This window comes from Oceanicella actignis (assembly GCF_900111545.1).
GTDB lineage: Bacteria > Pseudomonadota > Alphaproteobacteria > Rhodobacterales > Rhodobacteraceae > Oceanicella > Oceanicella actignis.
Genome location: NZ_FOHL01000003.1, coordinates 41,936 through 59,714, shown reverse-complemented (window position 1 = coordinate 59,714; position 17,779 = coordinate 41,936). Strand labels below are relative to the sequence as shown.

Below are 17,779 nucleotides of genomic sequence, written 5' to 3'. Positions count from 1 at the left end.
CGCCCCGTGCGACGCCCCCAGCCGCGCCGCCCCAGCCACGCCCCCGCCCGGCCGCGCCGCTCCTTCCGCCGCGCTTGCTCGCCACAGCTTCGCGCCCGGGCCGCCCATTGCGACGCCCCCCAGGCGCGCCGCCGCCCGGCCGCGCCTCGGCCGCCGCGCCGCACCTTCGCCGCGCCGCGCGCAATCGCGCCGCTTGTCGCGCGCTCACCCAAGGCGGAGCCGCCCCTCCGCGCGCGCCCCCCCCTTTCGGCGCGCTCGGCCCCGGCCAGGCCTTGCCCCGCGCCAGATCGCCGGTCGGATCCCCGACCCGATCGCCGATCCCGTCCGCGGCCCGATCGAGGCCCGGCCTTCGGCGCGCCCGCTCGGGGCGTTGACGTGCGCGCGCGGCGATGGTCAGTTTCCCTGATCATCAACCCGCGGCGGCCCGCGCGCCGCCCCGCAAGGAGGCCGCGCATGGCGCCAGCCCGCATCCTCATCGCCAACCGCGGCGAGATCGCCGCCCGCCTCGTCCGCGCCGCCGCCGAAACCGGCGCGCAGGCCGTCGCCGTCTTCGCCGCCGATGAGGAGGGCGCGCCATGGACCCGCGGCGCCGACGCCGCCGCCCCGCTGCCCGGCCAGGGTCCGCGCGCCTACATGGACCCCGACGCGCTGATCGCCGCGGCGCGCGCGCATGGCTGCGACGCGCTGCACCCGGGCTACGGGTTCCTGTCCGAAAGCGCCGACTTCGCCCGCCGCGTGACCGAAGCCGGGCTGACCTTCGTCGGCCCGCGCCCCGAGACCCTGGCCCTTCTGGGCGACAAGCTCTCGGCCCGGCGCCTGGCGCGCGCGCTTGGCGTGCCGACGCCGCCGGGGCTCGAGGGGCCCTGCTCGCTGGACGAGGCGCAGGCCTTCCTCGCCGCCCAGCCCCCCGGCGCGGGGGTGATGATCAAGGCCGCGGCCGGCGGCGGCGGGCGCGGCATGCGCCCCGCGCGCACGCCCGCCGAGCTGGCCGAGGCCTGGCCCCGCTGCGTCGCCGAGGCCGAGGGCGCCTTCGGCGACGGCGCGCTGTTCCTCGAGCGCCTCGTCGCGCGCCCGCGCCATGTCGAGCTGCAGGTGCTGGGCGACGGAACCGGCGCCGTCGCGCATCTGCACGAGCGCGAATGCACCCTGCAGCGCGACCGCCAGAAGGTGATCGAGATCGCCCCCAGCCCCTCGCTGACCGCGGACGAGCGCGCGCAGCTGGCCGACTGGTCGCTGCGCATGGCGCGCGAGTGCCGCTACCTGTCGCTGGGCACCTTCGAATTCCTTCTGGATCTGGACGCGCCCGAGGGCGCGCGGCTGTTCTTCATCGAGGTCAACCCCCGCATCCAGGTCGAGCACCCCGTGACCGAAGAGGTCCTGGGCCTTGATCTGGCGCAGCTGCAGATCCGCATCGCCGGCGGCGCGACGCTGGAGTCGCTGGGCCTGACGCAAGACGCCATCCCCGCCCCGCGCGGCCTCGCGATCGAGGCGCGCATCTGCGCCGAGCGCATGACCGCCGCCGGCGGCGCCGGCCCGGCCTCGGGCCTGCTGCGCGCGGTCGAGCCGCCCTCGGGTCCGGGCGTGCGCATCGACGGCTTCGCGCGCGCCGGCTGGCGCGTGTCGGGGCGCTACGACACGCTGCTGGCCAAGGCGATCATCCGCTGGCCCGGCGCCGCGGCCGATCTGCCCGCGGCGCTGACGCGGCTCGACCGCGCGCTGGCCGATTTCCGCATCGAGGGGGTCGAGACCAATCTCGACTGGCTGCGCGCGCTGGTCCGGCACGAGCGGGTGCGCGCCTGGGACGTGGATACGCGCTTCATCGAGACCCACGGCGCCGCGCTGGCCGAGGCCGCCGCGCGCCTTGCGGCCGAACGCGCGGGCGACGAGGCCCCGCCCGGCGCGAATGCGGTCGAACCCGCCCCCGGCGCCGCGCCGCCCGCCGAGCTTCCCGAGGGGGCCGAGCTCTTCGCCGCGCCCATGTCCGGCGCGGTGGTCGAGCTGGCGCCCGTGGGCGCGCGCCTGCCCGCCGGCGCGCAGCTGGCGGTGCTCGAGGCGCTGAAGATGGAGCATGTCATACCCGCCCCGCACGCCTGCGTCGTCGTCGCGGCGCTGAGCGCGCCGGGCGCGGCGGCGGCCGAGGGCGCGCCCCTTCTGGCGCTGCGCCGGGTCGAGGGCGGCGACGACGCCGAGCCCCCGGCCGAGGACGACGCCCCGCCCCCGGACCCCGACCGCATCCGCCCCGAGCTGGCCGAGCTGCGCCGGCGCCTGGCCGCGGGACAGGACGCCAACCGCCCGCGCGCCGTCGCCCGCCGCCGCGCCCGCGGCGCCCGCACCGCGCGCGAGAACCTGGCCGATCTGTGCGATCCGGGCAGCTTCGTGGAATACGGCGCGCTGGCGCTGGCGGCGCAGCGGGCGCGGCGCTCGCTGGAGGATCTGATCGAGAACACCACCGGCGACGGCATCATCACCGGCATCGGCGCGGTCAACGGCGCGCTGTTCGGCCCCGAGCGCGCGCGCTGCGCCTTCGCCATCTCGGACGACACGGTGCTGGCGGGCACGCAGGGCCAGCGCAACCACCAGAAGATGGACCGGCTCTTCGCCCTGGCGGCCGAGCGCAGCCTGCCGGTCATCCTTCTGGCCGAGGGGGGCGGCGGGCGCCCCGGCGACACCGAGCACCTGACCGTCGCGGGGCTGGACGGCCCCACCTTCGCGCGCTTCGCCGCGCTGTCGGGCAAGGTTCCGCTGGTCGGCGTGGCCTCGGGGCGGTGCTTTGCGGGCAATGCGGCGCTGCTGGGCTGCTGCGACGTGGTCATCGCCGACCGCGGCACGACGATCGGCATGGCCGGCCCGGCCATGATCGAGGGCGGCGGGCTGGGCAGCTTCCGCCCCGAACAGGTGGGCCCCGCCCCCGAGCTGGCGCGCGCGGGGGTGGTCGATCTGCTGGTCGCGGACGAAGCCGAGGCCTGCGCGGCGGCCAAGCGCTACCTGTCCTGGTTCCAGGGCGCGCTGCCTCCCGGCCCCGTCGCCGATCAGCGCGCCCTGCGCGAGGTCGTGCCCGAGAACCGCCGCCGCGCCTATCGCGTGCGCGACGCCATCCGCCTTCTGGCCGACGAGGGCGCCGTGATGGAGCTGCGCGCCGATTACGCGCCCGGCATGGTCACCGCGCTGGTGCGCGTCGAGGGGCGGCCCTTCGGGCTCATCGCCAACGATCCGATGCATCTGGGCGGCGCCATCGACGCCCCCGCCGCCGACAAGGCCAGCCGCTTCATGCGCCTGTGCGACGCCTTCGGCCTGCCGCTGATCTCGCTGGTGGACACGCCCGGCTTCATGGTCGGCCCCGAGGCCGAGCGCCAGGGCCTGGTGCGCCGCGCCTGCCGCATGTTCGTCGCCGGGGCGGCCATGCGCGCGCCCATCCACGCCATCGTCCTGCGCAAGGGCTACGGGCTGGGCGCCATGGCCATGACCGGCGGCGGCTTTCGCGAAAGCGTGCTGACCGCGTCCTGGCCGACGGGCGAGTTCGGCGGCATGGGGCTCGAGGGCGCGGTGCGGCTGGGCTTTCGCCGCGAGCTCGAGGCCGAGACCGACCCCGAGCGCCGCGCCGCGCTGTTCGAGTCCCTGCTCGAGCGGCATCGCGAGATCGGCAAGGCGGTGTCGCTCGCCTCTTGCGTCGAGATCGACGCCGTCATCGACCCCGCCGAGACGCGCGAATGGATTCTGCGCGCCGACGCGGCCATGCCCCCGCGCGCCCCGCGCCGCCCGCCGCCGCCGGGCATCGACCCCTGGTGAGGGGCGCGCGGGCGCCCTTCGCCGCCCCGCCCCCACGCGCCGCCGCGCCCCGCGCCGGGGGCATGGCCCATGCCGCGCACGCCGCGGTCGGCGGGGGACGATTCTTCCGCCCGCCGGCTTTTTCCGCCCGACGGCGCCGCGAGCCGGCTGCCGCGGGCCGCGCCCCGGGCCGGACCCGGCGGACGACGCGCCCCGGCAGGGGCGGTGCGCCGCCGCACGCCGGCGCAAGGCATCGCGCGCCGCCGCGCCATGACCGCCCGCCCGCCGGGATCCGCCGGCCCGGGGCGCGGGCCGTCCCGCCCCCCGCCGACCGCCGCCCGAAACCGCCGCCCAACGCCCCCCGGCGCGCGCCCGCCCCGGGGCGCCGGACGCCACGTCGCCGCCCGCCCCGCCCCCGCCGCGGGGCGTTTCGCCTTGACAGCGGCGGGCCGCCCTTCATAGCTGGACCCCATCCGGGACGGGCCGAAACGCGCCGAAAAGCGGCGCGGCGGCCCCTCCGGGCCCCGAAAACGGGGCGGAATCCAACAGGGAGACCATCTTGATGTCACTCAAATCCACCCTGCTCGCCGGCGCCGCGGCGCTTGTGCTGGGCGCCTCGGCCGCCAGCGCCGGGGGCAACCTGATCTACTGCTCCGAGGGCTCGCCCGAGGGCTTCGACCCCGCGCTGTTCACCTCGGGCACGACCTTCGACGCCTCGTCCCAGCCGATCTACAGCCGGCTGATGGAGTTCGAGACCGGCACGACCAACGTCATCCCGGGCCTGGCGGAAAGCGTCGACGTCTCGGATGACGGCCTCGAATACACCTTCCACCTGCGCAAGGGCGTGAAGTTCCACGCCAACGACGAATTCACCCCGACGCGCGAGTTCAACGCCGACGACGTCATCTTCACCTTCGATCGGCAGATGAACCCCGAGAACCCCTACCACAAGGTCTCGGGCGGCACCTGGGAGTATTTCTCGGGCATGGGCATGGCCGACCTGATCAAGGACATCGTCCGCGTCGACGATCACACGGTCAAGTTCGTGCTCAACCGCCCCGAGGCGCCCTTCGTCGCCAACCTGGCGATGGACTTCGCCTCGATCATGTCCAAGGAATACGCCGACGCCATGCTGGCCGCCGGCACGCCGGAAAAGCTGAACACCAAGCCCATCGGCACCGGCCCGTTCCAGTTCGTCGCCTACCAGAAGGACGCGGTCATCCGCTACAAGGCCAACCCGGACTACTGGCGCGGCAAGGCCGACATCGACAACCTGATCTTCGCCATCACCCCCGACGCCTCGGTGCGCTATCAGAAGCTCAAGGCCGGCGAGTGCCACGTCATGCCCTATCCGAACCCGGCGGACGTGGCCGCGATGAAGGCCGACCCCGACGTGGTCGTGCTTGAGCAGGAGGGTCTGAACGTCGGCTACCTGGCCTACAACACCCTTCAGAAGCCCTTCGACAACCCGAAGGTGCGCAAGGCGCTGAACATGGCCATCGACAAGCAGGCCATCATCGACGTCGTCTTCCAGGGCTCGGGCCAGATCGCCAAGAACCCGATCCCGCCGACCATGTGGTCCTACAACGACGAGGTGCAGGACGATCCCTACGATCCCGAGGCCGCGCGCAAGATGCTCGAGGAAGCGGGCGTCAAGGATCTGAGCATGAAGGTCTGGGCCATGCCCGTGCAGCGCCCCTACAACCCGAATGCGCGCCGCATGGCCGAGCTGATCCAGGCCGACCTGGCCAAGATCGGCGTCAAGGTCGAGATCGTCTCGTATGAGTGGGGCGAGTATCTGTCGCGCTCGAAGGATCTGGACCGCGACGGCGCGGTGCTGCTGGGCTGGACCGGCGACAACGGCGACCCGGACAACTTCCTGGGCGTGCTGCTGGGCTGCGACGGCGTCGGCGCCTCGAACCGCGCGCAGTGGTGCCACAAGCCCTTCGACGACCTGATCAAGAAGGCCCGCACCCTGACCGACAAGGCCGAGCGCACGCGCCTCTACAAGGAGGCCCAGGTCATCTTCAAGGAGCAGGCGCCCTGGGCGACCATCGCCCACTCGGTGGTCTACATGCCCATCCGCCCCGAGGTGAAGGGCTACAAGGTCCACCCGCTGGGCAGCCACATCTTCTACGGCGTGAGCCTCGAGAACTGAACGACCAAGCGGGGCCGCCCACCGGGCGGCCCCGCCGCTTCGCGCCCGCGACGCGCCCAGCGCCGCAGACGGCGCAAACCGAACCCGCGCCGCAGCCCGCGCGGACAACTCCCGCGCCAAACGGCGCAGGCCGAGCCCCGCGTCGCAGACGACGCGAACCGAACCCGCGTCGCAAACGGCACAAGCCGATCCCGGGCCGCAAGCGACGCAAGCGACGCCCGCGCCGCAAACGGCGCCAACCGATTCCCGCGCCGCAGACGGCGCAAACCAAGCCCGCGCCGCAGACGGCGCAAACCGAAGACCGCGCCGCAGGCCGCGCGACGGCGCCCGCAGCGCAAGACGACGCGAAACGCCAGGAAAAGCCGCCATGAACGCCCCCGCCCGCAGCTCCGAAGCCGCCCTTGCCGAGCGCCTTGCGCGCCATGCCGACGTCGCGCGCGCGCTCGACGCCGACGCGGTCGCGCTCGTGCCCGGGCCGAACTTCACCCGCGCCTTCGGCCACGCCTTCATGAGCCACGAGCGCCCCTTCCTCGCCGTCATCCCCGCCAAGGGACGCCCGGCGGCGATCGTGCCCGCGCTGGAGCTGCAAAGCTGGGAGCTGACGGGCTTTGCCGGCGACGTCTTCGCCTGGACCGACCAGCAGGGCTACATGGACGCCTTCCGCGCCCTGGCCGAACGCCTGCCCATGCGCCGCCTGGCGGTCGAGGGCCAGGTGATGCGGGTCTTCGTGCATCACGCCCTGAAGGCGGCGGCGCCCGCGCTCGAGATCATCGACGCCGAGCGCGAGATCTCGGCCCTGCGCATCGTCAAGACCGCCGACGAGCTGGCCGCCCTGCAGGCCGCCATCGACGTCTCGGAGCGCGCGCTGGCCCGCACGCTCGAGACCGTGCGCGCGGGCATGACCGAGGCCGAGGTCGAGCGCGCCCTGGTCCGCGCCCTGTTCGACGAAGGCGCCGACGGGCTGGCCTTCGCGCCCATCGTCGCCGCGGCCGACAATTCCGCCCGCCCCCACGCCAAGGCCCGGCCCGACTACGCGCTGCGCGCCGGCGACGCGCTGCTGTTCGACTTCGGCGCGACGAAGGACGGCATGTGCGCCGACATCACCCGCACCGTCTTCGTCGGCCACGCCTCGGACGAGGCGCGGGCGGTGTATGAGACCGTGCTCGAAGCCAACCGCCGCGGCATCGCCGCCGGCGGCCCCGGCGCCACGCCCCACCAGGTCGACGACGCGGCGACCGCGGTGCTCGAAGCCTCGCCCTTCGCCGAGCGCATCCGCCACAAGACCGGCCACGGCCTGGGGCGCGAGGTGCACGAGGCCCCGTGGATCATGCGCGGCGTGCACGAGCCGATGGCGCCGGGCACAGTTTACACGGTCGAGCCGGGGCTGTATGCACCCGGCGCGTTCGGCGTCCGCATCGAGGACGACGTGCTGATCGAAGCGGACGGCGCCAGGGCGCTGACGCGCTTTCCCAAGGAACTCATGATCGTGGGCCGCTGATGCTCGGATTCGTCCTGTCCCGCCTGCTGACCTTCATCCCGACCTTTCTGGGGGTGACGCTGATCTCGTTCAGCTTCATCCGCGCGCTGCCGGGCGATCCGATCATCGTCATGGCGGGCGAGCGCGGCCTGACCGACGAACGCTATCAGGAGCTGGTGCGCCAATACGGCTTCGACAAGCCCGTGTTCCAGCAATATCTGGACTATCTGTGGGGCGTGCTGCACGGCGATCTGGGCCAGTCCTTCGTGACCAAGCGCCCGGTGTGGGACGAGTTCTTCTCGCTGTTTCCCGCCACGCTCGAACTGTCGATCTGCGCGATGATCTTCGCCGTGGCGCTGGGCCTGCCGGCGGGCGTGATCGCCGCGGTCAACCGCGGCAAGCTGCCCGACCGGGCGCTGATGTCGGCGGCGCTGGTGGGCTATTCGATGCCGATCTTCTGGTGGGCGCTTCTGCTGATCATCCTGTTCTCGGGCATGCTGGGCTGGACGCCGGTGTCGGGGCGCATCAGCCTGCTTTACTATTTCGAGCCGGTGACGGGCTTCATGCTGATCGACAGCCTGCTGTCGGGGCAGAAGGGCGCCTTCGCCTCGGCCGCGTCGCACCTGGCGCTGCCGACGGTGGTGCTGGGCACCATCCCGCTGGCGGTGATCGCGCGCCAGACGCGCTCGGCCATGCTCGAGGTGCTGGGCGAGGACTACATCCGCACCGCCCGCGCCAAGGGCCTGTCGCCCGCCCGCGTCAACGGCGTGCACGCGCTGCGCAACGCGCTGATCCCGGTGGTGACGGTGATCGGGCTGATGGTCGGCACGCTGCTGGCCGGCGCCATCCTGACCGAGACGATCTTCAGCTGGCCGGGCATCGGCAAGTGGATGGTCGATTCCATCTTCCGGCGCGATTACCCCGTGGTGCAGGGCGGCCTTCTGCTGATCGCGACCATGGTGATGATCGTGAACCTGACCGTGGACGTGCTCTACGGCTTCATCAACCCCAAGATCCGGAGGCGCTGATGACCGAGACCGCCCCCGCCCCGCTCGCGGCCCCCGCGCGGCCCAGCGCACTGCGCGAGTTCTTCCACTATTTCGCCGAGAACCGCGGCGCGGTGTTCGGCATGTGGATCTTCGCCGGCTTCGTCTTCGTCGCCGCCTTCGCGCCCTGGATCGCGCCCTACGGCCCGGCCGAGCAGTTCCGCGACCATGCGCTGACGCCCCCCGCCTGGGTCGAGGGCGGCAGCTGGGCCTTCCCGCTGGGCACCGATCCGCTGGGGCGCGACATGCTCAGCCGCCTTCTGCACGGCGCGCGCTATTCCTTCTTCGTCGGCGTGGTGGTGGTCACCGTCTCGGCTGCGGGGGGCGTGCTGATCGGGCTGATCTCGGCCTTCTCGCCCAAATGGCTGGACGCGGCGATCATGCGCGTGATGGACATCATCCTGGCCTTTCCCTCGCTGCTGCTGGCGCTGGTGCTGGTGGCCATCCTGGGGCCGTCGCTGACCAACGCGATGATCGCCATCGCCCTGGTGGCGCAGCCGCATTACGTGCGCCTGACGCGCGCCTCGGCGCTGGGCGAGCTGCAGAAGGATTACGTCACCGCCGCGCGGGTGGTCGGCGCGCGGCTGCCGCGGCTGATGTTCGTCACCGTGCTGCCCAACTGCCTGGCGCCGATCATCGTGCAGGCGGCGCTGTCCTTCTCGACCGCGATCCTCGACGCGGCGGCGCTGGGCTTTCTGGGCATGGGCGCGCAGCCGCCGACCCCCGAATGGGGCACGATGCTGGCCGAGGCGCGCGAGTTCATCCTGCGCGCGTGGTGGGTGGTCACCTTCCCGGGCCTGGCGATCCTGATCACGGTTCTGTCCATCAACCTGATGGGCGACGGCCTGCGCGACGCGCTGGACCCGAAGCTGAAGCGGAGCTGAGCGATGAGTCTTCTCGACATCCGCAACCTGACCGTCGAGTTCGCCACCGCCGCCGGCCCCTTCCGCGCGGTCGAGGGCGTGGACCTGACGCTCGAGAAGGGCGAGGTTCTGGCCATCGTCGGCGAAAGCGGCTCGGGCAAGTCGGTCTCGATGCTGGCGATCATGGGCCTGCTGCCCTGGACGGCGACGGTCACCGCCGACCGCATGGCCTTCGAGGGGCGCGACCTGCGCGAGCTCTCGCCCGCGCAGCGGCGCAAGATCATCGGCAAGGACATGGCGATGATCTTCCAGGAGCCGATGTCCTCGCTCAACCCGTGCTTCACCGTCGGCTTCCAGATCAAGGAGGCGCTGCGCCAGCACACCGACCTTGACCGCAAGGCGCGCCACGCCCGCGCCGTCGAGCTGTTCGAGCAGGTCGGCATTCCCGCGCCCGAGCGGCGGCTCAAGGCCTATCCGCACCAGATGTCGGGCGGGATGAACCAGCGCGTGATGATCGCCATGGCGATCGCCTGCAATCCCAAGCTGCTGATCGCCGACGAGCCGACCACCGCGCTCGACGTCACCATCCAGGCCCAGATCCTGGACCTGCTGCTGGACCTGCGCCGGCGCAACGGCATGGCGCTGGCGCTGATCACCCACGACATGGGCGTGGTCGCCGAGACGGCCGAGCGCGTGTCCGTGCACTATGCCGGCCAGAAGGTCGAGGAGCAGCCCGTCGAGGGGCTGTTCGCCCGTCCCTTCCACCCCTATACCGGCGCGCTTCTGGCCGCCCTGCCCGAGCGCGCGACCTCGCGCCGGCTGCCGACCATTCCCGGCGTCGTGCCCGGCCAGTTCGACCGGCCGGCGGGCTGCCTGTTCGCCCCGCGCTGCCGCCACGCCAGCGACATCTGCCGCGCCCGACGCCCCGAGCCGCTGGGCCCCGAGATGGGCCGCGGGCGCTGCCACACGCCGCTGACCGCGGATGGAAACGGCGTCATGCAGCCTCAACGGATGGTGACGACATGAGCGAACCGATCGTGGTCGCGCGCGACCTGGAACGCCGCTACGAAATCCGCCAGGGCCTGCTGCGCCCGCCGGCCGAGCTGCGCGCGCTGTCGGGCGTCAGCTTCGCGCTCAGCCCCGGCCGCACGCTGGCCGTGGTGGGCGAGTCGGGCTGCGGCAAGTCCACGCTGGCGCGCCTGGTGACGATGATCGAGCCCCCCAGCGCCGGCGAGCTGCGCATCCGCGGCCAGGCGGCGACGCCCGACCGCTGGCGCGCGCTGCGCGACAGCGTGCAGATCGTGTTCCAGGACCCCTACGGCTCGCTCAACCCGCGCCAGCGCGTGGGCACGATCCTGCAGGAGCCGCTCAAGATCAACCGCCCGCGGATGAGCGCGGCCGAGCGCGAGGCGATGGCGCGCGAGAAGCTGGCGCTGGTCGGCCTGCGCCCCGAGCATTACGACCGCTTCCCGCACATGTTCTCGGGCGGGCAGCGCCAGCGCATCTCGATCGCGCGGGCGCTGATGCTGGACCCGGCGGTGCTGGTGCTGGACGAGCCGATCTCGGCGCTGGACGTGTCGATCCAGAGCCAGATCCTGAACCTGCTCATCGACCTGCAGGAGCGGCTGGGCCTGGCCTATCTGTTCATCTCGCACGATCTGTCGGTGGTGCGCCATTTCGCCGACGACGTGATGGTGATGTATCTGGGCCGCGCGGTCGAGACGGGCCCCGCGCGCGAGGTGTTCGCCGCCCCGCGCCACCCCTACACCAAGGCGCTGATCTCGGCCACGCCGCGCGCGCAGCCCAACTCGGGGCGCAAGCGCATCAAGCTGACGGGCGAGCTGCCCTCGCCGCTCGACGTCATCCCCGGCTGCCCCTTCGCGCCGCGCTGCTGGCGCGCCGATGACGAGTGCCGCGCGACGCGCCCGCCGCTCAAGGGCGAGGGCCGCGCCTTCGCCTGCCACCATCCCGAAGAGGGCGCGGTCGAGTAGCCCCGCCCTTGCCGCGCGGCGGGCCCGGGGCTAGCCTGAGCGCGCCCGCCTCGCGCCGCCGGCCGGGCGCGGGCGAGTCCGACGCGAAGGCTGCCGAGGCGACGATGCCCCACGACCACGACGCCGGTTCCGCTCATGCATCAGGCCATGGCCATGGCTTCGGCCACGCCCACGGCCCGGTCGAGCTGAGCGCGCGCGACCTCACCCCCGCCTTCCGCTGGGCGGTGGGGCTGAACGCCGCCTATGTGCTGATCGAGGCCGCGGCCGGCCTGCTGATCGGCAGCCTGGCGCTGCTGGCCGACGCGGCGCACAACCTGACCGACGTGGCCGGCCTGCTGGCGGCCTGGGCGGCGGCCGAGCTTGCGCGGCGCGCGCCCACCGCCCGCTACACCTACGGGCTTGGGCGCGCGACGGTGCTGGCGGCGCTGCTCAACGCCATCGCGATCATGGTCGGCGTCGGCGCCGTCTCGTGGGAGGCGGTCCGCCGCCTTGGCGACCCGATCAACACGCCCCCCGCCGCCATCGCGATCGTCGCGCTTCTCGGCATTGGGGTGAATTTCGGCACGGCGCTGCTGTTCCGGCGCGACAGCCGCTCGGACCTGAACGCGCGCGGCGCCTATCTGCACATGCTGGCCGACGGCGCGGTCTCGCTGGCGGTGACGCTGGCGGCGCTGGGGATGATGGCGACCGGGTGGCGCTGGCTCGATCCGGCGGCCGCGCTGGGGGTCGGCGCGGTCATCGCCTTCTCGGCCTTCGACCTGCTGCGCGCGTCGCTGCGGCTGTCGCTCGACGGCGTGCCCGAGGGGGTGGACGCGCAGGAGGTGCGCGCATGGCTGGCCGCGCAGCCAGGAGTGCGCGGGCTGCACGATCTGCACATATGGGCGCTGAGCGCGACGCGCACGGCGTTGACGGCGCATCTGGTCATGGCCCGCCCGCCCGCGCCCGGTTTCCTGACCCGCATCGCCGAAGAGCTGCGCCGCCGCCATGGCATCGACCACGTGACCATCCAGATCGAGGACGAGAACGAGCCCTGCGCGAGCGCCCGCTGCGCCTGAACGCGCCGCAAGGCGGGCCGGATGCGGGACCGGGCGCAGGACCAGTCGGAACGACGCCGGCGCCCCGCGCGCACGACGCGCGCCGACCTGCGCCCGCCGAACGGCGCCCGCGACACGGCGTCGGGCCCGGATCGCGCCGCCGAGCGGCGAACTTGCGGCGCGCGCCTGCGGGCAGGGCAAGCGCGCGGCGCGGCGATCGCGCGCCCCGCCGCGCGGCGGCGCGGCGGTCTTCATGGCGCGCATCGTCCGAGCCGATGCCCGCCGGCTGCGCTTCCGGCCGCCTGGCGCACCGCGCCGCGGCGGCCGTCGATAGCCTCGGCCATGCGTCGGCCGTCATGGCGCCAGCCGCGGCTCAATCGCGCGCAAGCGCGACGTGATCGCGCGCCACGGACATCGCCTTGAGCACCGCATGCGCATGCGTTCCCGGCGCCAGCGCCAGCGCTGCGACCGCGCGGCGCGTGAGACGCGCAAGGATGCGGTCGCCCGCCAGGTCCAGCGTCACAAGCGCGCCCGGCCCCTCGCCCGGACGGATCTCGAGCACCGTGGCCGGCAGGATGTTCGCCGCCGAAAGCCCCTCGGGGCGGGCGCGCGAGACGATCACGTCATGAGCCATGATGCGCACGCGCACCCGCGCTCCCTCGGGCGCGTCGATGCGCGGCAGCCAGAGCGGCCCCGCCGCCGCCTCGAGCCGCGTGAGCCCGTCGGCCTCGTGCCGGGCGACCCGCGCGGGCAGCAGCGCCGCCGCCTCGCGCAGGCCCAGCGCGCGCATGGCCGCGGGGTCGGCCATGACGATGTCGGTCGGCCCCTGCGCCACGATCCGCCCCTCGGCCAGCACGGCCATCCGGTCGGCCAGCAGCTGCGCCTCGTTCAGATCGTGGGTGACCAGCACGATCGGCGCGCCCAGCTCGTCGCGCAGCGCCGCGACGCGCGCGTGAAGCTGCGCGCGCGCCGCCCGATCGACGGCCGAGAAGGGCTCGTCCAGCAGCAGCGCGCGCGGCCGCCGCGCCAGCGCGCGGGCCAGCGCCACGCGCTGGCGCTGGCCGCCCGACATGCGGTCGGGGCGGCGCTCGGCCAGCTCGCCCAGCCCGAGCTGCGCCAGCAGGCGGCGCGCCTCGGCCATCGCCGCCGCGCGCGGGCGCAGATCAAGCGCCGCGGCCACGTTTCGCGCCGCGCTCATGTGCGGGAAGAGCGCGTAGCTTTGAAACACCATCCCCACGCGGCGCCGATGGGCAGGCACATCCACCCCGGCGCGCGAATCGAACCAGGTCTCGCCGCCCGCCGCGATGCGCCCCGCGGCGGGCCGCGTCAGCCCGGCGATGGCGCGCAGCAGCGTCGTCTTGCCCGCCCCCGACGGGCCGACCAGCGCCAGCAGCGACCCCGGCGCCGCCGCGAAGGCCGCGTCCAGCGCCGCGGGCCCGTCAAGGCGCGCCTCGACCTCGAGCGTCATCGCGCCCCCGCAGGCGCGCGCGCGCCCAGCCGATGCGTGAGATAAAGCGCCGCCAGGCTGACCGCGACCAGCGTCGCCGACATGGCCCCGGCGGCCTCGAGATCGAAGGCCTGCACGCGGTCGTAGATGGCGATGGCGACGGTGCGGGTCTCGCCCGGAATGGCGCCGCCGACCATCAGCACGATGCCGAACTCGCCGATCGTGTGGGCGAAGGTCAGCGCCATGGCGGTGGTCACGCCCGGCCAGGCCAGCGGCAGCTCGACGCGCCAGAGCGCGGCCGCGGGCGACATGCCGCAACATGCGGCGGCCTCGCGCAGCTCGGGCGCGACGGCCTCGAAGCCGCGCTGTGCCGGCTGGATCGCGAAGGGCAGGTTGAACAGGATCGAGGCCACGAGGATGCCCTCGAAGGTGAAGGCCAGCGGGCGGCCGAACAGGCTTTCCCACGCCTCGCCCAGCGGCGAGCCGGCGCCCATCGCCACCAGCAGGTAATAGCCCAGAACCGTGGGCGGCAGCACCAGCGGCAGCATCAGCGCCGCCTCGATCAGCCGCTTGCCGCGAAGCTCGCCGCGCGCCAGCGCCCGCCCGCCCAGCACCGAAACGGGCAAGAGCGCCGCCGTCGTCGCGGCCGCCAGCTTCAGCGAAAGGGCCAGCGCCTCCCAATCCATGGTCAGTCCGCCGGCGGCGCGAAGCCGTGCGCGGCCAGGATGCGCCGCCCCCGCTCGGATCGCACGAAGGCGAAGAACGCGCGCGCCGCGGGGCCCGCGCGGCGCGTCAGCGCCATGCGCTGGATCAGCGGCGGGTGCATGTGGGGCGGGATCGGCGCATGATCGACCTGCCGGGCGATGCGCGGCGACATGGCCAGCGAAAGCGCCGCCACGCCGCCCTGCGCCGCGCCCGAGGCCACGAACTGCGCGGCCTGGGCGACGTTCTCGCCCATCACGAGCACGGGTTGGAGCGCCTCCCACAGACCCGCCGCGCGCAGGGCGTCGCGCGCGCGCATGCCGTAGGGCGCATGTTCGGGATTGGCGATGGCGAAGCGGCGCACCCGCCCTTCGCGCAATGCCGCGGCCAGCTCCTCTAGCGCGCCATCCGCCGCCAGGGGCCCGCCGCGCCGCACGAGCAGGGCCAGGCGGCCCTCGGCATAGGGCGCGCCTTCGTCGGGCAGGACGCCATCGCGCGCCAGCGCGCGCACGAAGCTTTCATCCGCGGCCATGAACAGCTCGTAAGGGGCGCCCTGGCGCAGCTGGCGCGCGAAATTGCCCGTCGAGCCGAACACCGCCCGCACCCGGCCGCGCCCCTCGGCGGCGAAGGCGGCGGCCAGCTCGGGAAAGGCGAATTGCAGGTCCGAGGCGGCCGCCACCAGCGCCTCGGGGTCCGCCTGCCGGGCGCGCGCGCCGGGCGCGGACGCGGCGGCCATTGCGGCCAGGAGGGCGACGAGCGCGATGCGAAGGCGGCGGCGGAGCATGTGACCTCGAGCGTTATTTCCGCTCGACCATATCCGAGGCGCCCGGCGCCGCGTCAACCCTGCTCTTCCTCCGCGCCCGCCGGCGGGGCGGGCGCCAGGGCGGCAAGGCGCGCCAGCGGCGCGGCGGCGCCCTGGCGCGCGGCGGCCTCGACGGCGCGGTAGGCCTCGAGCGCGGCGCGCCCGGTTTCGGTCAGCTGCGCGCCGCCGCCGCCGCGGCCGCCGCGCGCGCGCGTCACCAGCGGACGTTCGAACATGCGGTTGAGCGTCTCGATCAGCTGCCAGGCGCGCTTGTAGCTCATGCCCATGGCGCGGCCCGCCGCGGCGATCGAACCCGTCTGGTCCACGCGCTCGAGCAGCTCGGCCTTGCCGGGCCCGATCATGGCGCCCTGGGCGAAGACGACCCGGATGCGCAGCGCCGGCATCGGGGCGGAAGAAGGCTGTTTCGCGGTCATGCGCGCATCCTTGCCCGCGCGCGCCCCTCGCGCAAGCGCCGCCGCCGCCCGCTCGCCCGGCGCGAGACGGCGCGCAGGCCGCCCCCGCCGGGGGGGCATGGGCGCCCCGCCCCGGACGCCCGCCCCGCGGCGCAAGGATAGCGCGGCGCGCCCCGGCCCGCCGCCCCGCGCGCCGATGGCGCGCGGCCGGGCGCGCCCTCGCCATCCGCGGGCGCGCCGCCGCGCCATCCGCCCGACGCGGCGCGGGTCCGGGCTGGACTTGCGCGCCCGGCCGCCGCACTGTGGCCCCGATCGCTTGTCCGCAGGAGTGTTCGCCATGCTTCCGCCCGGCTTCGCCTCGGCCCCCGCGCGCTCGTCCTATGACGTGGTGATCATCGGCGGCGCGATCATGGGCTCGGCCGCGGCGTGGTTCCTGACCCGCGACCCGGACTTCGACGGCTCGGTGCTGGTGGTCGAGCGCGACCCGGCCTACGAGCGCTGCTCGACCGCGCACACCAACTCTTGCATGCGACAGCAATTCTCGACCGAGCTGAACGTGCGCATCTCGCAATTCGGGGCCGAGTTCGTGAAGACCCTGCACGAGCGCATGGGGGGCGACCCGGACGTGCCGCGGCTGTCGATCCGCAATTTCGGCTATCTGTATCTGGCCGCCGACCAGGCCTTCGCCGAAACGCTGCGCGCCAACTGGCGGGTGCAGCGCGCCGCCGGCGCCGGGACCGAGCTGCTGAGCCCCGACGAGATCGCGGCCCGCTATCCGTTCTATGCGCTGGACGACGTGGTGCTGGGTTCGATCAACACGCGCGACGAGGGCTGGTTCGACGGCGCGGCGCTGTTCGACCAGCTGCGGCGGGGCGCGCGCGCCGCGGGGGCCGAGTTCGTCGCCGACGAAGCGGCGGCGCTCGAGCTTGCGCCCTCGGGCGCGCGGGTCGAGGCGGTGCGCCTTGCGTCGGGCGCGCGGGTCGCCTGCGGCTGCGTCGTGAACGCGGCGGGCCCACGGGCGGCGCGGGTCGCGGCGATGACGGGCATCGACCTGCCGGTCGAGCCGCGCAAGCGCTTCACCTGGATCTTCAAGGCCGAGCGTCCGCTCGAGCGCGACCTGCCGCTGACCATCGACCCCTCGGGGGTGCATGTGCGCGAGAACGGCGGCGGCACGTATATGTGCGGCGCCGCGCCCGAGCCCGACGAGGCCGTCGATCCCGACGATTTCGAGATGGACCTCGCCATGTGGGAAGAGCGCGTCTGGCCGGCGCTGGCGCGGCGCATTCCGCGCTTCGAGGCCATACGCCAGACCCATTGCTGGGCGGGGCACTATGCGATGAACCTGCTCGACCGCAACGCGGTGATCGGACCGCATCCGCGGGTGGGCAACTTTCACTTCATCAACGGCTTTTCCGGCCATGGGCTGCAACAGGCGCCCGCCATGGGGCGCGGCCTGGCCGAGATGATCGTGCACGGGGCCTATCGCAGCCTGGACCTGTCGCCCTTCGGCTATGAGCGCATCGAGGCCGGGCGCCCGATCCGCGAGCGCGCGGTGATCTGAGGCGCGGGGCGGGCCCGTCAGTCCTGCCCGCGCAGCGCGTCGATGATCGGGCATCCGCGCGCCTCGCCCTCGGCGCAAAGCGCCAGCGTGTCGGCCAGCGCGGCCTCCATGCGGCGCAGATCGGCGATGCGCGCGCGCACGTCCTCAAGGCGGCGCGAGGCCAGCCGCGCGGCCTCGGCGCAGCTGCGCCCGCCGCTTTCGGACAGGGCGAGAAGCTCGGCGATCTCGTCCAGCGCAAAGCCCAGAACCCGCGCGCGCAGGATGAAGCGCAGCCGCGCCACATGCCCCTGGTCGTAGACGCGCCAGTTGGCCGCGTCGCGCGGGGGCGCGGGCAACAGGCGGACCTTCTCGTAATGGCGCACGGTCTCGGCGTTGCAGCCCGCAAGACGCGCCAACTCGCCGCGGCGCAGCGCCGCGGGGCGCGCGCCGTCGGCCCGATCGCGGGATGAGGCGGTCATGATCGGCTCCTTCGCATCTTGGGGCAGAGTGGCGCGGCTTGCCGGACCGGGCAAGCCCCGGC

14 protein-coding genes are annotated in these 17,779 nt (G+C 74.0%); 9 read left to right on the top strand and 5 right to left on the bottom strand.

The annotated features are described in order from the left end of the window. Window positions 1–453 precede the first annotated feature (453 nt). The 8 genes from BMW67_RS05555 (at window position 454) to BMW67_RS05520 (ending at window position 12,355) form a co-directional block, all read left to right on the top strand. Window positions 454–3,786 (top strand): acetyl-CoA carboxylase family protein, encoded by a 3,333-nt coding sequence (locus BMW67_RS05555; RefSeq protein WP_072746492.1) that lies wholly within the window; start codon window positions 454–456, stop codon window positions 3,784–3,786. Window positions 3,787–4,327: 541 nt separating this feature from the next. Continuing rightward, window positions 4,328–5,923: an ABC transporter substrate-binding protein gene (locus BMW67_RS05550; protein ID WP_072746493.1), complete on the top strand. Its 1,596-nt coding sequence runs from the start codon at window positions 4,328–4,330 to the stop codon at window positions 5,921–5,923. A 367-nt stretch (window positions 5,924–6,290) separates the two neighbouring features. Then, window positions 6,291–7,421, top strand: a complete 1,131-nt coding sequence (locus tag BMW67_RS05545; RefSeq protein WP_072746494.1) for a M24 family metallopeptidase — start codon at window positions 6,291–6,293, stop codon at window positions 7,419–7,421. Next, complete coding sequence (locus tag BMW67_RS05540; protein WP_072746495.1) at window positions 7,421–8,428, top strand: ABC transporter permease subunit; 1,008 nt, start codon at window positions 7,421–7,423, stop codon at window positions 8,426–8,428. The genes BMW67_RS05545 and BMW67_RS05540 overlap by 1 nt, the downstream gene beginning before the upstream one ends. Continuing rightward, window positions 8,428–9,330 carry an ABC transporter permease subunit gene (locus BMW67_RS05535; RefSeq protein WP_072746496.1) on the top strand — a complete coding sequence of 301 codons (903 nt, stop codon included), beginning with the start codon at window positions 8,428–8,430 and terminating at the stop codon, window positions 9,328–9,330. Before BMW67_RS05540 ends, BMW67_RS05535 begins: the two co-directional genes overlap by 1 nt. Before the next feature lie 3 nt (window positions 9,331–9,333). Next, window positions 9,334–10,335: an ABC transporter ATP-binding protein gene (locus tag BMW67_RS05530; RefSeq protein WP_072746497.1), complete on the top strand. Its 1,002-nt coding sequence runs from the start codon at window positions 9,334–9,336 to the stop codon at window positions 10,333–10,335. Continuing rightward, entirely contained in the window at window positions 10,332–11,300 is a 969-nt protein-coding gene (locus BMW67_RS05525; RefSeq protein ID WP_072746498.1) for a dipeptide ABC transporter ATP-binding protein, read from the top strand. Before BMW67_RS05530 ends, BMW67_RS05525 begins: the two co-directional genes overlap by 4 nt. Window positions 11,301–11,404: 104 nt before the next feature. Next, window positions 11,405–12,355: a cation diffusion facilitator family transporter gene (locus tag BMW67_RS05520; protein WP_072746499.1), complete on the top strand. Its 951-nt coding sequence runs from the start codon at window positions 11,405–11,407 to the stop codon at window positions 12,353–12,355. Between the two features lie 352 nt (window positions 12,356–12,707). Here the strand turns inward: BMW67_RS05520 and modC are convergent, their stop codons facing one another. Genes modC through BMW67_RS05500 form a run of 4 tightly spaced genes read right to left on the bottom strand, consistent with a single transcriptional unit; the run spans window position 12,708 to window position 15,719 of the window. Beyond that, on the bottom strand, window positions 12,708–13,802 hold the full coding sequence (gene modC, locus BMW67_RS05515) for a molybdenum ABC transporter ATP-binding protein (RefSeq protein WP_072746500.1): 1,095 nt from the start codon (window positions 13,800–13,802) through the stop codon (window positions 12,708–12,710). After that, entirely contained in the window at window positions 13,799–14,467 is a 669-nt protein-coding gene (gene modB, locus BMW67_RS05510) for a molybdate ABC transporter permease subunit (protein ID WP_072746501.1), read from the bottom strand. The genes modC and modB overlap by 4 nt, the downstream gene beginning before the upstream one ends. A gap of 2 nt (window positions 14,468–14,469) precedes the next feature. After that, window positions 14,470–15,267 carry a molybdate ABC transporter substrate-binding protein gene (gene modA / locus BMW67_RS05505; protein WP_072746502.1) on the bottom strand — a complete coding sequence of 266 codons (798 nt, stop codon included), beginning with the start codon at window positions 15,265–15,267 and terminating at the stop codon, window positions 14,470–14,472. A 53-nt stretch (window positions 15,268–15,320) separates the two neighbouring features. Then, entirely contained in the window at window positions 15,321–15,719 is a 399-nt protein-coding gene (locus tag BMW67_RS05500) for a winged helix-turn-helix domain-containing protein (RefSeq protein ID WP_072746503.1), read from the bottom strand. A gap of 316 nt (window positions 15,720–16,035) precedes the next feature. On the opposite strand from BMW67_RS05500, the gene BMW67_RS05495 reads away from it, so the two are divergent. Further along, window positions 16,036–17,259, top strand: coding sequence for an NAD(P)/FAD-dependent oxidoreductase (locus BMW67_RS05495; RefSeq protein WP_072746504.1), 1,224 nt, complete (start codon window positions 16,036–16,038; stop codon window positions 17,257–17,259). A gap of 17 nt (window positions 17,260–17,276) precedes the next feature. On the opposite strand, the gene BMW67_RS05490 is transcribed toward BMW67_RS05495, so the two are convergent. Further along, window positions 17,277–17,717: a MerR family transcriptional regulator gene (locus BMW67_RS05490; protein WP_072746505.1), complete on the bottom strand. Its 441-nt coding sequence runs from the start codon at window positions 17,715–17,717 to the stop codon at window positions 17,277–17,279. Window positions 17,718–17,779: the final 62 nt, after the last annotated feature.

Excerpts from the sequence above, each read along its gene's own strand:
- BMW67_RS05555 (WP_072746492.1), top strand. The coding sequence starts at position 454 with ATGGCGCCAGCCCGCATCCTCATCGCCAACCGCGGCGAGATCGCCGCC.
- BMW67_RS05550 (WP_072746493.1), top strand. The coding sequence starts at position 4,328 with ATGTCACTCAAATCCACCCTGCTCGCCGGCGCCGCGGCGCTTGTGCTG.
- BMW67_RS05545 (WP_072746494.1), top strand. The coding sequence starts at position 6,291 with ATGAACGCCCCCGCCCGCAGCTCCGAAGCCGCCCTTGCCGAGCGCCTT.
- BMW67_RS05540 (WP_072746495.1), top strand. The coding sequence starts at position 7,421 with ATGCTCGGATTCGTCCTGTCCCGCCTGCTGACCTTCATCCCGACCTTT.
- BMW67_RS05535 (WP_072746496.1), top strand. The coding sequence starts at position 8,428 with ATGACCGAGACCGCCCCCGCCCCGCTCGCGGCCCCCGCGCGGCCCAGC.
- BMW67_RS05530 (WP_072746497.1), top strand. The coding sequence starts at position 9,334 with ATGAGTCTTCTCGACATCCGCAACCTGACCGTCGAGTTCGCCACCGCC.
- BMW67_RS05525 (WP_072746498.1), top strand. The coding sequence starts at position 10,332 with ATGAGCGAACCGATCGTGGTCGCGCGCGACCTGGAACGCCGCTACGAA.
- BMW67_RS05520 (WP_072746499.1), top strand. The coding sequence starts at position 11,405 with ATGCCCCACGACCACGACGCCGGTTCCGCTCATGCATCAGGCCATGGC.
- modC (WP_072746500.1), bottom strand. The coding sequence starts at position 13,802 with ATGACGCTCGAGGTCGAGGCGCGCCTTGACGGGCCCGCGGCGCTGGAC.
- modB (WP_072746501.1), bottom strand. The coding sequence starts at position 14,467 with ATGGATTGGGAGGCGCTGGCCCTTTCGCTGAAGCTGGCGGCCGCGACG.
- modA (WP_072746502.1), bottom strand. The coding sequence starts at position 15,267 with ATGCTCCGCCGCCGCCTTCGCATCGCGCTCGTCGCCCTCCTGGCCGCA.
- BMW67_RS05500 (WP_072746503.1), bottom strand. The coding sequence starts at position 15,719 with ATGACCGCGAAACAGCCTTCTTCCGCCCCGATGCCGGCGCTGCGCATC.
- BMW67_RS05495 (WP_072746504.1), top strand. The coding sequence starts at position 16,036 with ATGCTTCCGCCCGGCTTCGCCTCGGCCCCCGCGCGCTCGTCCTATGAC.
- BMW67_RS05490 (WP_072746505.1), bottom strand. The coding sequence starts at position 17,717 with ATGACCGCCTCATCCCGCGATCGGGCCGACGGCGCGCGCCCCGCGGCG.